This is a genomic window from Vibrio tritonius (assembly GCF_001547935.1).
In the GTDB taxonomy this organism is placed as follows: Bacteria; Pseudomonadota; Gammaproteobacteria; order Enterobacterales; family Vibrionaceae; genus Vibrio; species Vibrio tritonius.
In genome coordinates, this window is record NZ_AP014636.1 from 112163 (window position 1) to 128395 (window position 16233).

The following is a 16233-nucleotide window of genomic DNA, read 5'->3' on the forward strand; positions in this document are numbered from 1 at the left end:
TCACTCGAAATAGTATTTATCCAGCGTCTGTTTCATTGCGGATGATATTGTGTAATGTTCGGCGGTAGATGGTGTATGCAAACATCCCTGCCAGCACGTTACCGCATAAAGCGCCGATAAATAGACCATGTAGTCCACCTATTTGTGCTCCTAACCATAAGCAAGGTAGGAAGAAGGCGAATAAACGCAACGCAGAGATAAGTAACGCAACATAGGATTTTCCTAACGCGTTTGATACCGACACCATTAACATACAAATACCCAATAAACCTAAACTAAACGGCACGATAGTGAGATGGTAATGGAGGATGTCACGCACTTCTGGTTCGCTTGTCATCACATGGGTTAGTGGGTTTGCCAGCAATAAAGAGAGCAAGGCAATGACTAACTGAAAGACAAATATGAACTTAACTGCGATAGAGACTAAGGTACGAATGTCATCGAGTTTTCGACCACCAAGCAGCCTACCCACCATGGGTGGCATCGACATAGTAAGCGCTAATACGGCAACAATGGAGAAGAATTCATAGCGAGAACCGAGTGCCCATGCCGCGACTGCTTCTGTGCCAAACGACGCTAATAGTTTTGTTGCTAACATCGAAGAGAGTGGCGGAAGCAACTGGCTGAGCATCGCAGGACCCATAATGTGGGCAATATCGGCCATGCTATGCGCGATATTGAGATCGCTCCAATCAAAGCGCATCCAATGGCGTGCCGAGACTTTGGGAGCAACGTAAAGCACACCTAAACCAAAAGCGATCGCGGTAGCAATCGCAGCGCCATTGATGCCCATATCTAGAGTGAAAATAAACAGGGGATCGAGTATCAGGTTCAGTACGCTGGTCACCATCATCATCGACCCTGGTAGCATAGTATTGCCATTGGCTCGGCAGACGCTATAAAGAAAGTACAATACAGCACCAACCCAAGAACTCACTAGCCACCAAATCCAGTAGCTATCAATAATGGGCAATACGCTTTCAGGGGCTCCAAGCAGGTTCAAAATAGGTTGACGTAGCAAATAGATAATCACGCCAAAGAGTGCGACCCCGACGCCTCCCATTACAATCACCAACCCACCGAGCTGTTTAGCATAATCGGTTTTACCGGCGCCAATTGCTTTTGCAATGACAGCGGTGGTAGCAATACCTAAACCAACCTGTAGGCCAATAATGATCATTTGAATGGGCATAGTAAACCCTTGGGCAGCCAAGGGAAGAATACCCAGTTGTCCGATAAACGCACTGTCTACGAGCTGAAAGCTCATCAAGGATAGTACGCCGAACATCATTGGCCATGTCATATTAAACAACTGTCGGCCAAGTGATAAAGATGTAGAAGATGTTTGCATTCGGGTTCTAATTGCCAGCGTAAAGTAATGAATTATCTGCACTTTCGTTGTTGATCGATGAGTCGTTTATTTGCGATAAACAGACATCCAATCGGCGAGCAAGATAATATCTTATTGAATTAGTCAGGTTTTGAGCGCGTATAGTAGCAATCAATGATGCAAAGGGCTATCTCTGTCGCTATGCTCAAGACTTAGTTTGCAAGATTGTGAGTAGTAATCTGCGAAAAAACAAGCGACTATAATAAAAACGAATCAAACCACGAGTCTTATGCTCAACACTGACTCTAAGAACCGAAAAATAGGCCGCAAAGGATAATTACAATGGCGACAGATTTACGCAAAGATTGCCACACATTTCTCTCTGGCAATAGTGAACTTACTCCGGCTGAGCTGTTTACCCAAATGGCGAAGTGGAGTGAGCTACATCATGCCGACCATGACAGCTATGGTGACGGCAAAACCATTGCTCAATTTGAAAAGAAGATTGCAGATCTTCTCGGTTTTGAAGCCGCTGTGTTCGTTATTTCCGGCACTATGACGCAACCCACCGTTTTACAAATTGCCTGTGATGAGCGACGTTGTCGCAATGTGGCACTGCATGACACCAGTCATATTACCCGTCATGAAGGGCAAGGTTATCAGTTGCAGCATCGCTTTAATGTGTTACCGGTTGGCGATCGTTATCGCCCATGGACAGTGCAAGATTTAAAGGCATGGCCAGATGAAATTGCTGCTGCCGTATATGAGCTTCCGATGCGTGAACTTGGTGGCCAATTACCTGGGTGGACGGCATTACAAGAGATCAAACAACACTGTCATAGTGAAAATATCCATCTACACATGGATGGTGCTCGGTTGTGGGAGGCTGCGGCCTTTTATCAGCACAGCTACGCAGAAATAGCCAATGGTTTTGATTCCGTTTATGTATCGCTTTACAAGGGCATTAATGGTTTGGGTGGCTCGGTGTTGCTCGGTAGTCAAGCTCTGATTAATAAGGCTAAAATGTGGTTTCGTCGTCAAGGTGGCAATGTGTTCCACCGCTCGCCTTATGTGATTTCGGCTGCGATGCAGTTTGACCACAGGTTGGCGCAAATGCCGGCTTTGTTCGAGCGTACTCAACATATTTATCAGATCTTTAATGATTACGACGATTTTGAACTCAATCCTAAACAACCCCAAGCGAATATGCTGCACTGGTATTTGCCGATCAGTGTCGAAAAGGCCAATATGCTGCGTGATAAAATGGCGGCGGATTTGGGTATTTGGTTAGGTCACCCACAAAGTGCTCCTCAGCCTGATCGCAGTTTTATTGAATGGTATGTTGGCGACCGTTTGTTGAATATGACCGATCATGATTTAATTGAAATTTTAGAATGGGTTAACGACCATGTGCATGCCTAACCGCAATGGCACGTGGTCGAGAGTAAAATTATGTTAGACAAAGAACACATCCTCAAATTAGCTCGCATGCAGATGCCATTTGGTAAATATGCAGGGCGCTACTTAATTGATTTACCAGAGGCGTATTTGCTTTGGTTTGATAAAAAAGGGTTTCCTGAAGGTGAACTCGGCGAACTGCTGCAGCTCTGTTTAGCATTAAAAATCGAAGGATTAGATAGCGTAGTTAAACCGCTTAAACGCATGTAAACCGCAATGACTTATTAAGACAAGGCTTATTGAGAATAAACTTATGTATTCGTCTTAAATATGCAACAGGTTTTGCTATTGATCTAATTGACTCTTTAACTCGTTAATAAGAATATCTTTCCTGTATCTACAGTGAAACGAATATTGATACATCGCTCGGTGAATGTTTTGTCACCGAGCTTTTTTTTGTCTGACGTTTCAAATTGGGATGATGTGAACCGTATTCATCCAACCGCTCATACTATAGTGGGCCTTCAGTGATAAGTTGAGGAAGACGGCTTTTGAGATAGTCGAGAAACAAATTCACTTTTTGCGGCCGTAATTTCTCTTCATTAGCTAAGAGCGCAACAATGTCGGCACTCGCAAATTGATACTCAGGAAGCAGTTCAACTAACGACCCTTGACGTAGCTCTTCGGTCACATCCCAGTATGAGCGTTGAATAATGCCTAGTCCCTGAACCGCCCACTCACGAATAATGTGTCCCACATTACTGGCTAAGCAGGGTCGAATACGAATATTGCTCTCTTCACCTGTGGCATGGTGAGTAAAACGCCATAAAGTGGCATCTTCCTGATTTTCTCTAAGTGCAATACAGCGATGGTTGGTCAGATCTTCAGGATGATTGAGGGGCGGCGCTGAGGCCAAATAGTGAGGAGCTGCCAACAATAAACGACGGTTTTTCACTAATACCACTCGTCTTAATGACGAATCTTTTAAATGGCCGATGTAGAGCAAAATGTCGGGGCTATTAATCGGATCCCATCGTGGTGATTCGGATAAATTCAGCTCGATTTCTAATTCAGGATAACGCTGTTGGAATTCGCCGATAATTAAGCCGACGTGCTTCATACCTAAACCAAAAGGTCCATCAATTCTTAACTTACCAGAAAGGGATTCTTTATGGTGAGCAAGGTCGTCATAAAGAGCGTCAAACCCTGCCAGTAGCGTTTTTCCTCGCGTGGCGAGCAGCTTTCCTTCTGCGGTTAAGGCAATGGATCGAGCGCTGCGCTCGACTAACGTTACCCCCAGTTTCTGCTCAATATGTTGTAGGCGCTGTGAAACGCTCGGTGGAGTCACATTCATTTTTCGCGCCGCTGCCGCTAGGGATGAGCTAGAAGCGATGGTAATAAAAAATGCCACTTCCTGTGAGTTAATCATTAACCATTTCCTTAATGTATGAGTTAATTATGCTTAATTTAACTACATGTTAGCCCATGTTACAAATGGCTCACGTTACTGAACTTGGGATGAATCACTTGAGCGAACTCTTTACCTTATCTTTTGATATCTATGCCTTTCTTTTTATTGTGGCGGTCATCGCAGCCATTATTGACGCCATTGCTGGTGGCGGTGGGCTATTGACGGTGCCTTGTCTATTGTTTTGTGGATTGCCACCGATGTTGGCACTGGGAACCAACCGATTTCAGGCGGTGATTGGGGAGTCTACTACGTCGCTCTCTTTTCTACTTCATCAACAAATCAATCCGCAAAAATTGGGCTTAGGGATAGCCTTTACTAGCCTTGGGGCAATCATAGGTACCTTCGCCGTGGATGCTTTGGATAAGGCGTTACTAGAAGCATTGATTCCAGCGCTGATGATTTTAATCACCATCTACTCTATCTTTTCCGGGCAACTTAAGAAGAATCAAGCCAGTGAACCTAAAATGTCGCTCAGCCTCTTTATGTGTTTAGGTGGATTGGTCTTGGGTTTTTATAATGGCTTCTTTGGGCCTGGCACAGGTTCTCTTTGGATGGTTGCCTTTATTGCTTTGCTTGGTTATACCGCCAAAGGCGCTTCGATGATGACTAAGCCGCTCAACTTAACAGGCAATGTTATCTCATTGGTTCTTTTCATCTATTTAGGACATGTAGACTATGTTCTTGGTATCGTAATGGGCATCGGACAGATCATTGGCTCTCTTGCTGGAAGTCGCTTGGTAATGTCCCATGGACATCGCTTGGTTCGTCCCGTATTTATCACGGTCACGTTAGCGATGACATTGAAATTGATCTACGAACAATTCCCAATGCAGGATTTAGCTTTCTTATGAATATGCAGCAGTTTTCTTCCGTCACTGGTCTCAGTGCTCATACGCTTCGCTACTATGAAAAAATCGGCTTGCTCCGTAATATTCAACGTAGCAAGAGCGGACATCGTGTTTACACGGAACGAGATTTAGCTTGGGTTGAATTTGTTCTCAAGTTAAAAGAAACAGGAATGCCATTAGAGGGCATTTTGCGTTATGCCTCTCTTCGTGCCGAAGGAAGCCACACCGTTCATGCTCGCCAAGCGCTGTTAGAAGAGCATCGTGAAGCCTTGTTGTTACACATTGAGCGGCAAAAAATGTTACTGACCGCTTTGGAGAAAAAAATCGATTTATATCGAGAAAATAAAGTGGCTTGACTTAGAGTGAACTCTAACTTGTAACCTAGTGGTTCTTTAATTGAAAGGAACCAATAATGAAAGACTTACGTTTTGAAAAAGGCTTGGAACTTCTTAATACCATCGATGGTGAAGCAGGGCATCAAGTCATAAACAGCTTAAAAGATATCTGCCCAGATCTAGCCAAGATGACAATAGCTTTCCCATTTGGCGATATTTATTCTCGAGACGGTCTTGATTTGCGCTCCCGTGAGATTGCAACTGTGGCGGCATTAACCGCGATGGGAAGTTGTCTTCCTCAATTGAAAGTTCATTTAAATGCAGCGCTTAACGTTGGAGTTACAGAAGATGAGCTAAAAGAAATTATCATCCAAATGGCAGGCTATGCTGGCTTCCCAGCAGCACTTAACGGCATGTTTATGCTGAAAGAAGTGCTGGCAACGCGCTAATTTCTGCGGTGCCATTATCAAGTTTGCAACAAGAGGGATGTCATTTCTCGTTAAATTGGATTTTCGATCCCAAGGATGGCATCGCCTTAGTTCATTTCTGTTTTCTTCATTCCAAGCATTAATTGCATGAATCATAGAAAGTGATTTTATATCTTACTATATGCATATCCAATGTGTGGATATAGGGAAATAGAAATGAAAAAAGTAACTCGAATCACCCCTTCGGCTCTTGCGCTTGCTATGGCACTTATCAGTGGTAGTGCGCTGGCAGATGTCCCCGCTTTAACGGTCAGTGGTAATCAAATTCTCAGTGGCGGTGAAGTGAAAAGCTTTGCTGGTAATAGCTTCTTTTGGAGCAACACTGGCTGGGGACAGGAAAAAATGTACAACGCCAGCGTTGTTAAGTGGCTTAAAGACGATTGGAAATCTTCCATTGTCCGTGTCGCGGTAGGCGGTGACGAAAGCGGTTCTTACCTTGAAGATCCATCGGGTAACCTTACTCGAGCTGAAAAAGTCATTGATGCAGCGATTGCCAATGATATGTATGTGATTATCGATTTTCACACACACCATGGTGAAGATAAAAAAGCATCGGCTATTGAGTTCTTCAAAACCATGGCGACGCGCTATGGTGACAAAAATAACGTCATTTATGAGATCTACAACGAGCCACTGTCTGTCAGTTGGTCAAATGTCATCAAACCTTACGCGGAAGATGTTATTTCCGCTATCCGAGCAATAGATGCCGACAACTTGATTGTGGTAGGAACGCCAACGTGGTCGCAGGATGTTGATGTGGCCTCGCAAGACCCTATCGACGGTACGAATATCGCGTATTCACTCCACTTTTATGCAGGAACGCACGGTCAATCTTTGCGTAATAAAGCCATTACCGCGTTAAATAACGGTATTCCATTGATGGTGACCGAATGGGGCGCTGTTAATGCAGATGGTAACGGTAGTGTTGCTGAATCTAGCGTTGATGCGTGGATGGATTTTCTTAAAACCAACAATATCACTAACCTAAACTGGGCAGTGAGTGATAAGAGTGAAGGGGCTTCTATCATTAATTCCGGTGCCAGTGCTGAGGGTAATTGGTCGGCAAGCGATCTGACGGCCTCTGGTACTTATGTGAAAAATATCATCTCAAACTGGGGAACCGAAGTTGCCAGCACAGATGATGACAGCAGTTCTGATAGTTCCTCTGATTCTTCAGACTCAAGCAGTGACACAGGAAGTGACTCGGGCACCTCGACCGGAGATGATTCAAGCAGCAGCGATAGCGGTACATCAACAGAAACGGCTTCATGTCAGCATGTGATTACTTCAAGCTGGTCAGGCGGTTTCCAAGGTGCAATTCGCATCACTAACACCAGTGATAGCACCATCAATGGTTGGAATGTGAATTGGTCATATACCGATGGCACCACAATTACCCAAAGCTGGGGGGCAACCTTAAGCGGCTCTTACAGTGCAACCAATTTGGATTGGAACGGCAGTATTGCGCCAAATGAAACGGTAGAAATCGGATTTATTGGTAACGGCAATGGTAATGCTTCTGCAGTAACTGGCGATGTGTGCCAATAAGAAATAAGCCCTGCGTTTATTAAAGCGCAAACCGAAAACGAATAAACAGCAGTGTTCTATGGGCACTACTGTTTTTTAAGTATCTGTCCCGCTAATCGACCGCTGCTAATTTGATCAACGGAACATACCCCAAGCGCAAAACTTGTCCTCCCCCCTGCAATAAAATCCCGTTTAATGATGTAGCCAAACCAGGGGGGAGTTAGAGGGGGGACGTCAAAGAATTTGCGCGGAAGGTAACCAATTTGCGTATTTCGTTTACGTTAATAGTGCCCTGTTTGATCTCGTAAATATAAGTGATGTGTAGTGGCATAGTAAACTTGGCCTCTAGATCTGGGGGGCTATAATCCAAGTCATCCTTGAAACGTTGATTTAGTAAGACCGCTAAAACGCCTCGGCCTAATACTCATTTAGAGTCGATTCCCAATATAAAAAAACGCCCATTCAGGGCGTTTTAAGTGAACAAGGTATGAAGCGGTGTGTGAACTAAAACGCCGGTTCGATGGTGCCTTTGAATGTATCTTGTAGAAACTGTTTTGTGGCTTCAGATTGGAAAATCTGCATAAATTTTTTGTAGTTAGCGTTGTCTTTATCTTCAGCGCGGGCTGCAACCACCATTACGGCAAGTGGTGCGTCTTTAGGTTCCATGTAAATACCAGTTTGCTTAGGATCAAGCCCTGCCGACATCACGTAGTTCATGGTAATGGCTGCGGCATCAACATCGTCTAATGTGCGAGGTAGCTGAGCTGCATCGATTTCAAGTAATTCAAAATGTTTTGGATTATCAATCACGTCGTTCACTGTGGCGTTATAACCAATCCCTGTTTTTAGACGGATCAGTTTGGCACTTTGCAGTAACAGTAGGCCACGACCACCATTGGTAGGATCGTTAGGAATCGCGATACGCGCATTGTCTGGTAGTTCTTCTAACGATTTGTATTTCTTAGAATAAACGCCCATACGCATTAAGATTGATTGACCAACAGAAACCAAGTTACTGTTATGGTTAGCATTGTAGTTCTGTAAGAACGGTAAGTGTTGGTAGCTGTTTAAATCAATGCTGCCATCGGCAAGGGCGGCATCTGGCGTAACGTAATCATTGAATTCGACGAGCGTTACCTTGAGACCTTGTTTGGCGGCTTCTTTTGCTACCGCTTCAACCACTTGAGCGTGTGGTCCTACCGTTGCACCGACTTTAATTTCTTGAGTATCTTCTTGTCCACACGCGGTTAGACCTGTGATTAAGGCCGCAGCTAAACAAAATTGGCTAATGACTTTTATTCCTTTCATGACTTCCTTCCTGAGTGTTGAGACGTATGGACATCTAAACGCCCATAGTACGGATCAAATCGAAAGTTGCAATCACTATTTTTATTCCAGTTAGTTATGGTTAAGAAGCGCTTGAAAAATAGCCTCAGCTCCCATATATCAATCGATAGAAGCTTATATGCATATTAAGACCGGGGTGTTGAGAACCTTGGTAGCGATTAAATATTCAACATTATTCTTATTGTTGAGTCGGTGTAGGAGCGAGTTATGAGTGCAAAGAATCCTCTGTATAAAGTCTCTTTTATTCAAGCTGGTCAAAGGTATGAAGTGTACGTCCATGAAGTAGTGACCAGTAGCTTGTTCGGTTTTATCGAACTGGGTGATTTTGTGTGGGACAACCACACCACCATAGTCGTCGACCCAAGTCATGAACGGCTAAAAAACGAGTTTGCGAAAGTGGAACGAACTTATATCCCATTGCACAGCGTGCTGCGTATCGATCAAGTGGCAGAACAAGGCTCGGCAAAAATTGTTGATCTTGGTGATAAAGTGACGCAATTCCCCAGCCCAATTTACACCCCATCTCGTTAAGCGTGATTGAGCTGCGCCTTAATCAGCGAAGACAACATTTTTATCGCTCGAATGCGCGGTTCAGTGAGTTCAAATGAGGTATTGATGCGAAAGCAATGACTGAACTCTTCCATGGAGGAAAACATTTTCCCTGGCGCGATGGTGATCATCTTAGCTAACGCATCGTGATAGAGCTTGAGCGTATCGACTTGCTTAGGCAGTTCAACCCAAACAAAGTAGCCGCCAGCGTTGACGTGAATTAGCACATCACTCGGGAAATGCTGCTGCAGGCATTTTACAGTTTGCTGCTTACGCAGATGCAGTTTGCGTCGTAGTTGGCGCAAGTGACTTTCATAATTGCGGGTACTGAGATAGTGCGCTAGCGAGAGCTGAATGGGTACGCTGGTGGTCACCGTCGTCATTAATTGCAGCTTTTGAATTGCCAACGCCTGTTTGCCCGCGGCTACCCAGCCAATCCGAAAACCTGCCACGAGTGATTTGGAAAATGAGGAGCAGTGCATGATGTTCTCGTGACCAAAGGCTTTGGCAGGCAGAGGTAACTCTTCTCCGTTATACAATTCACTGTACACGTCATCTTCAATCAATGGGACTTGATAGCGTTGTAGCAGTTCGACCAGTGCTCGCTTTTTCTCATCGGATAAGGTGTATCCCAGTGGGTTTTGCATATTGGTCATCATCCAACATGCCTTTACGGAGTGGGTTTGCAGCGCTTGCTCTAACGAGTTCAAATCCATTCCCAGTTTGGGGTCGGTTTGTATAAAGAGCGCTTTGAGACCTAAGCGTTCTAGTGTTTGCAACGCCCCATAAAAGGTAGCGCTTTCAACAATCACCCAATCTCCCGGCTGTGTGACCGATTGAAGGCTAAGACTCAACGCCTCTAATGCGCCAGCGGTAATCACTATCTCATCTGGGGAGATGTTCATCCCTTTAGCTGCATAGCGTTTGGCAATAATGGAACGAAGCGTGTCATTTCCCGGTGGAAGATTATCAAGGGCATTAGAGACTGAAAGATCGCGAGCTGCAGCGACTAACGACTTATTCAACTGTTGACGAGGGTAGAGGCTAGGATCGGGATACGCATAACCAAAGCTCACCATGTGAGGATTACGAGTTGCTTGGAGCACGTCAAAAATAAAGTCATTAATATCAATCGATTCTATCGAGCGAATTGCTTTGATAGGGGATGTAGTGACGTTTTCCATCCGTGGAGCAATACTGTAGCCTGAACGGGATTTGGACGTGACCCAGCCTTGCGATTCCAGCATCTGATAGGCGTGTAACACGGTCATCAAACTCATGCCACTTTGCTCTGCTTGCTTACGCAAGGAGGGCAGCTTGTCGCCGATTTTCCAGACGCCAGATTCAATTTGATGTTTGATTTGCGCGACCAAACTTTCGTATTTAGCCATGATGAGGTACGTGCTTGATTGTTAATATGATCACAATATTAGGCTCAATCTGTTATAGATTTATAGATCAATTCTGTATCTGTTATATCTAAAAGGCAAATTTTACCATTCCGAAACTATAACAAGAGTTACCGGAAGGAAGTTATGTTCAGTCTCGACGCTTATTTACTGGCGAGGATACAGTTTGCCTTTACTGTGTCCTTCCACATTATTTTCCCTGCCATTACCATCGGACTTTCCACTTACCTCGCAGTATTGGAAGGGTTATGGCTAAAAACACGTAATCCCGATTACAAAATCCTTTATCACTTTTGGTCGAAAATCTTCGCTGTCAACTTTGGAATGGGCGTTGTTTCCGGCTTGGTGATGGCATACCAATTTGGTACCAACTGGAGTGGTTTTTCCAAATTTGCCGGCAGTATTACCGGGCCGCTATTGACCTATGAAGTGCTGACGGCGTTTTTCCTTGAGGCAGGTTTCCTAGGGGTGATGCTGTTTGGTTGGAAACGCGTTGGTGAAAAACTGCATTTCTTTGCTACTTGCATGGTGTCGTTAGGCACGATTATTTCCATGTTCTGGATTCTCTCTTCGAACAGTTGGATGCACACGCCGCAAGGCTACGAGATCGTGGATGGCCGAGTGATTCCTGTGGATTGGTTCAAGGTGGTGTTTAACCCATCGTTCCCATATCGCTTATCTCATATGGCAGTTGCTGCGTTTTTAAGTACTGCACTTTTTGTTGCCTCATCAGCGGCATGGTTACTTCTGAAAGGCAACACAACCGCCCCCGTGAAAAAAATGTTCTCAATGGCGCTAGGCCTTCTCGTGGTCGTTGCTCCATTGCAAGCCTTGGTGGGAGATGCCCATGGTTTGAATACGTTGGAGTATCAACCTGCCAAAATTGCCGCAATTGAAGGTCACTGGGATAACGCTGACGGTAAGCCTACGCCACTGATTTTGTTTGGTATCCCAGACATGGAGGCCGAAACCACGCACTACAAATTGGAAATCCCATACTTGGGAAGCTTGATTTTAAATCACAGTCTGACCAAACCGATTCCAGCACTTAAGTCGTTTCCCAAAGAAGATCGACCTAATTCGACCGTCGTATTTTGGTCGTTTCGTATCATGGTTGGGCTTGGCTTGTTGATGATTTTGCAAGCGGTTATCAGTCTCTGGCTGCGCAAGCAAGGGTCGTTGTACGAAAACAAGTGGTTTTTAACATTCTCTTTGCTGATGGGACCATCAGGTTTGATTGCCATTTTGGCAGGGTGGTTTACTACCGAAGTTGGGCGACAGCCTTGGGTGGTGTATGGCGTGCAACGAACACGTGATGCGGTTTCTGCTCACGGCGATCTGCACATGAGCATCAGTTTGATCTGTTTCATTGTTGTTTATAGCTGCGTCTTTGGTATCGGGTATCTCTACATGGTTCATCAAATCAAAGCAGGACCAAAAGATCATGATGAAGTTGAACATGAACTACCAACGCTATCTGGCCGAATTTAATCAAGAGGATAACTAAAGATGCATATTGATCTTTCTGTCGTCTGGTTTGTCATCATTGTGTTTGGCACCTTGATGTACATTGTAATGGACGGCTTTGATTTGGGGATCGGGATTCTTATGCCTGTGACTCGTGATATACGTGAACGTGACACCATGGTCAATACTGTCGCACCAGTATGGGATGGTAATGAAACTTGGTTAGTGCTGGGAGGCGCGGCTTTATATGGCGCGTTTCCGCTGGCCTATTCGATCATTGTCGATGCGTTAACTGTACCGCTGACATTAATGCTGGTGGGGCTGATTTTCCGTGGTGTGGCCTTTGAATTTCGTTTTAAAGCCTTTACCCAACATCGCCAGTTTTGGGATCGTGCATTTATTGTTGGATCTATGGGAGCTACGTTCTGTCAAGGAGTTGTGGTTGGCTCTGTCGTTCAAGGGTTTGATGTTCAAAATCAGACGTTTGTAGGACACGCATTGGATTGGCTAGCTCCCTTCCCTCTATTTTGTGGCCTTGGTTTGATGGCGACCTACGCGTTGCTAGGGGCAACTTGGCTCATCATGAAGACCGATGGGCAAACTCAGCAACACGGTTTTGCTTTAGCGCCAAAACTGCTGGCATTGCTACTTGTGTTCGTTGTTGTCGTGAGCTTATGGACATTGCAAAGTCAGCCGCGTATTGAAGCTCGTTGGTTCAATGCAGAGAACGCTTATGCTCTGTTACTGGTGCCATTGTGTACTTTGATCGCGGCATACTGTGCGCTACATGGCTTAAAACATAAGCAAGAAAAAATGCCCTTTATCTCTTCTCTTGTCATTGTACTACTTGGATTTGTTGGTCTTGGGATCAGCTTGTGGCCAAACATCATTCCCCCTTCGGTATCGATTTGGGATGCGGCATCTCCTGAAATCAGCCAAGGCTTTATGCTGGTGGGTGCACTGTTCATTTTACCGGTGATTTTGATTTATACATTTTGGAGTTACTACGTCTTTCGCGGCAAAGTCAAAGAAGGTGAGGCATACCATTAATGGTGGAGGAGATGATGAATCATACACAAAACGCTCAGCCCGTTTACAAAAAATGGCTATGGTTATTCGCCATTTGGGCTTCTAGTGTCGTTGCACTAGGTATTGTTTCAATGGGCTTTCGTCTATTGATGACTGCAGCCGGACTCAAAGTGTCTTAAGTGGCTGCTTGATGTGTTGAGCTTGCGCATCGCAGGCTTTCTTTGCCCCATTTTCGTGGAACTGGGGCTTTTTTGTTCCGGCGTCGGCGATTATGTTATTGGGTTTGTCATATAACCAAAATTATATAAAAATTTCTGTTATATGATTTTATGTTAGTTCTGTATCTACTTGAAACCAAACAGGAGTGCTAATTTTTTCCCATCATTTTGACAATGGATAATAGATGATGAGCAATGAAAAACTCTCCGATAACGAACGTATGAAAAGTGAAAGTCACTTACTGCGCGGCACGATTACAGAAGACTTAAAAGACAGAACGACGGGTGGGTTTACTAACGACAATTTTCAATTAATCCGATTTCATGGAATGTATCAGCAGGATGATCGAGATATCCGTACTGAACGTAGCAAGGAAAAATTGGAGCCATTACATACCGTTATGCTAAGAATTCGCCTACCTGGTGGCATTATTACTCCGGAGCAATGGTTAGGTATGGATACGTTTGCTTCTTCTCACACTCAATATGGTTCAATGCGAGTAACGAACCGACAAACGCTACAGTTGCATGGGGTGTTGAAACACGATATTCAACCCGTGCATCGTCTCCTACATTCGTTAGGCTTAGACTCTCGAGCAACGGCTGGCGATGTAAATCGCAATGTTTTATGTACCTCTAATCCTGTTGAAAGCTCTTTGCACGAAGAGGCTTATGAATGGGCAAAGAAAATATCTGAACACCTTTTACCGCGCACGCATGCTTACGCGGAAGTGTGGCTAGGTAAACAAAAGCTGGATTTGCAGCAAGAGAGTGAGCCGATTCTAGGCAGTAGCTATTTACCTCGCAAATTTAAAATTGCAGTTGTCATCCCGCCACAAAATGATGTTGATGTTCATGCGAATGACCTCAGTTTTGTTGCTATTGAAGAAGAGGGACGCTTGGTTGGTTTCAATGTGTTAGTGGGTGGTGGCTTAGCCATGACACATGGAGATCAATCAACGTATCCAAGATTGGCAAGTGATTTTGGCTTTATCACTTTAGAAGAGACGCTGGATGTCGCTGCAGCAGTGGTATCTGTACAGCGTGATTGGGGAAACCGTTCTAATCGTCGTAATGCCAGAACCAAATACACTGTCGATCGTGTGGGTATTGATACTTATCGATCAGAGGTCCAACAAAGGGCAAAAATGACTTTTGCTCCTGTTCGCCCTTATCATTTTACAGCACGTGGCGATCGTATTGGTTGGACTAAAGGGGTCGATGGAAAGCATCACTTAACTCTTTATATTCCAAGTGGGCGTATTTTGGATGTTCCCCATTATCCAGTCAAAACAGGCATGGCTAAAATTGCTGAAGTTCATCAAGGTGATTTTCGCTTAACACCGAACCAAAATGTGATCATCGCTGGCGTCGCTGAACAAGATAAGAGCATGATAGATAATTTGGCTCACCAATATCACCTAATCAACGATGCGATGACCAATCAGCGTAAAAGCTCAATGGCCTGTGTATCTTTCCCTACGTGTCCACTTGCGATGGCAGAAGCAGAACGAGTATTACCAGATATTTCCGCTTATGTGGATAAGTTGCTGGCAAAGCATGGCATTTCGGACCGTTCTTTTGTTTTTCGTGTGACAGGCTGCCCGAATGGCTGTGGTCGCGCTATGTTGGCCGAAGTGGGTTTAGTGGGGCGTGCGATAGGTCGATATGATTTCTATATAGGTGGTAATGCTGAAGGTACAAGAATCCCCCGTTTGGTGAACTCTAATCAGTCAACTGAAGTGATTATGAATGAACTTGATGGTTACCTTGCCCGATGGGCTGTAGAGGCTGAATCGCATGAATCTTTTGGTGATTTTTCTGTGCGGGTCGGCATCGTTAAACCGGTGTTAAACGCGACAATCGATTTTTATAACGTTGTGGACTAGGTGAATGAGATCCTCATCTAGTAGTAATTTGGTCATTTTCCTCCAGCTTGATAGGCCAAGGGACGCAGCATCGATGCCACTTGGGGAACATTCCCAGTGGCTCAGTCATGCGTTGGGTTTGGACAATAATCAGTATAGTGTGGTTGAATCCGCTCTTCAGTTGGATGCGATACCGTTAGAAACGGTTGATTGTGTCGTTGTTTGTGGCTTGTGGTACAGCGAAGACTATGAGTTGTACCGCCAATCGATGCTGCCTTGTTTACGTCAGTTATATGTAAACGATATTCCGTTGTTTGCTTTTGGCGAAGGGCATCTTTATTTAGCTGAAGCCTTAGGTGGGCAGATTACTAAAGTGAGTGAGCCTAATCAGGTGGGACTTATGCTGCTTGAGATGCCAGCATCTCATGATGCAATGTTGGTCATGACCCCTGCGTATTGTGTCAGTTTTTCCACATTACAGTATTGTGTTAAACAGATTCCTCATATTGCTAAGTTATTATTAAGCAGTCCTTTTATTGCTAATTACGCATTGAAATATCGAGAGAACTGCTATTCGATTCACTCGCAGGTAGGTTTCACTTGGTCGGCTATGGTGACTTGGTTGGTTCGACGGCCTCAATATTGGCAAGGAAATGAAGCGGTTTTGGAATTCCAGCGTGAGGAAATTTGGGGGATAAACATGCTCAGGCGGTTTATCGCAACTTACTCTAGTGTTCACCCTCTAGTGAGCTAACCGCTCTTATTGGGTTCTTACAGTGAGTTATCCCTTTTGTTGATTTAAAAAACAGACCCAAATCATTCCCTAACTTGATGATTAAAAATGGTCAAATATGCACAGTGAATTTGAATTTTCTTCATGATCAATATGAAAAAAATTGGATTAACAGCCGTCTAGCCATCTATTAGGATGGTTTCATAATCACAGGAT

Annotated in this window: 16 protein-coding genes; 12 read left to right on the forward strand and 4 right to left on the reverse strand. The window is 44.5% G+C overall.

Going from position 1 to position 16233, the window contains the following annotated elements; translation table 11 throughout:
- Positions 1-16 precede the first annotated feature (16 nt).
- Positions 17-1351, reverse strand: coding sequence for an MATE family efflux transporter (locus tag JCM16456_RS15770; protein ID WP_068716278.1), 1335 nt, complete (start codon positions 1349-1351; stop codon positions 17-19).
- A gap of 321 nt (positions 1352-1672) precedes the next feature.
- Between JCM16456_RS15770 and JCM16456_RS15775 the strand changes: the two genes are divergently transcribed.
- Both JCM16456_RS15775 and JCM16456_RS15780 read left to right on the forward strand, forming a co-directional pair.
- Positions 1673-2752: a threonine aldolase family protein gene (locus JCM16456_RS15775; protein ID WP_068716279.1), complete on the forward strand. Its 1080-nt coding sequence runs from the start codon at positions 1673-1675 to the stop codon at positions 2750-2752.
- Between the two features lie 30 nt (positions 2753-2782).
- Positions 2783-2998 (forward strand): DUF3820 family protein, encoded by a 216-nt coding sequence (locus JCM16456_RS15780; RefSeq protein WP_068716280.1) that lies wholly within the window; start codon positions 2783-2785, stop codon positions 2996-2998.
- Positions 2999-3239: 241 nt separating this feature from the next.
- Here the strand turns inward: JCM16456_RS15780 and JCM16456_RS15785 are convergent, their stop codons facing one another.
- Positions 3240-4157 (reverse strand): LysR substrate-binding domain-containing protein, encoded by a 918-nt coding sequence (locus JCM16456_RS15785; RefSeq protein ID WP_068716281.1) that lies wholly within the window; start codon positions 4155-4157, stop codon positions 3240-3242.
- Positions 4158-4246: 89 nt separating this feature from the next.
- Here JCM16456_RS15785 and JCM16456_RS15790 point away from each other — a divergent pair, with 89 nt between their 5' ends.
- From JCM16456_RS15790 to JCM16456_RS15805, 4 genes are all read left to right on the forward strand, one after another.
- Positions 4247-5050: a TSUP family transporter gene (locus JCM16456_RS15790; RefSeq protein WP_068718971.1), complete on the forward strand. Its 804-nt coding sequence runs from the start codon at positions 4247-4249 to the stop codon at positions 5048-5050.
- Entirely contained in the window at positions 5047-5403 is a 357-nt protein-coding gene (locus JCM16456_RS15795; protein ID WP_068716283.1) for a MerR family transcriptional regulator, read from the forward strand. The genes JCM16456_RS15790 and JCM16456_RS15795 overlap by 4 nt, the downstream gene beginning before the upstream one ends.
- 56 nt (positions 5404-5459) lie before the next feature.
- Positions 5460-5831, forward strand: coding sequence for a carboxymuconolactone decarboxylase family protein (locus tag JCM16456_RS15800; RefSeq protein WP_068716285.1), 372 nt, complete (start codon positions 5460-5462; stop codon positions 5829-5831).
- Between the two features lie 195 nt (positions 5832-6026).
- On the forward strand, positions 6027-7418 hold the full coding sequence (locus JCM16456_RS15805; protein WP_068716286.1) for a cellulase family glycosylhydrolase: 1392 nt from the start codon (positions 6027-6029) through the stop codon (positions 7416-7418).
- Between the two features lie 483 nt (positions 7419-7901).
- Here the strand turns inward: JCM16456_RS15805 and JCM16456_RS15810 are convergent, their stop codons facing one another.
- Positions 7902-8705, reverse strand: coding sequence for a MetQ/NlpA family ABC transporter substrate-binding protein (locus JCM16456_RS15810; protein WP_068716287.1), 804 nt, complete (start codon positions 8703-8705; stop codon positions 7902-7904).
- A gap of 246 nt (positions 8706-8951) precedes the next feature.
- Here JCM16456_RS15810 and JCM16456_RS15815 point away from each other — a divergent pair, with 246 nt between their 5' ends.
- On the forward strand, positions 8952-9275 hold the full coding sequence (locus tag JCM16456_RS15815) for a DUF1820 family protein (RefSeq protein WP_068716288.1): 324 nt from the start codon (positions 8952-8954) through the stop codon (positions 9273-9275).
- On the opposite strand, the gene JCM16456_RS15820 is transcribed toward JCM16456_RS15815, so the two are convergent.
- The gene (locus JCM16456_RS15820) at positions 9272-10684 is read right to left on the reverse strand and encodes an aminotransferase-like domain-containing protein (protein ID WP_068716289.1); all 1413 of its coding nucleotides are present in this window, start codon (positions 10682-10684) and stop codon (positions 9272-9274) included. The two genes, JCM16456_RS15815 and JCM16456_RS15820, sit on opposite strands and share 4 nt — an antisense overlap.
- Before the next feature lie 144 nt (positions 10685-10828).
- On the opposite strand from JCM16456_RS15820, the gene JCM16456_RS15825 reads away from it, so the two are divergent.
- From JCM16456_RS15825 to JCM16456_RS15840, 5 genes are all read left to right on the forward strand, one after another.
- Positions 10829-12193, forward strand: a complete 1365-nt coding sequence (locus JCM16456_RS15825; protein WP_068716290.1) for a cytochrome ubiquinol oxidase subunit I — start codon at positions 10829-10831, stop codon at positions 12191-12193.
- Positions 12194-12211: 18 nt separating this feature from the next.
- Entirely contained in the window at positions 12212-13219 is a 1008-nt protein-coding gene (gene cydB / locus JCM16456_RS15830) for a cytochrome d ubiquinol oxidase subunit II (RefSeq protein ID WP_068716291.1), read from the forward strand.
- Positions 13220-13230: 11 nt separating this feature from the next.
- Positions 13231-13377: a DUF2474 domain-containing protein gene (locus JCM16456_RS23355; protein WP_408068389.1), complete on the forward strand. Its 147-nt coding sequence runs from the start codon at positions 13231-13233 to the stop codon at positions 13375-13377.
- Between the two features lie 227 nt (positions 13378-13604).
- A complete protein-coding gene (gene cysI, locus JCM16456_RS15835; protein WP_068718973.1) occupies positions 13605-15305 on the forward strand; it encodes an assimilatory sulfite reductase (NADPH) hemoprotein subunit in 1701 nt (566 codons plus the stop codon).
- Between the two features lie 4 nt (positions 15306-15309).
- Positions 15310-16038: a type 1 glutamine amidotransferase family protein gene (locus JCM16456_RS15840; protein ID WP_156430566.1), complete on the forward strand. Its 729-nt coding sequence runs from the start codon at positions 15310-15312 to the stop codon at positions 16036-16038.
- Positions 16039-16233 lie beyond the last annotated feature (195 nt).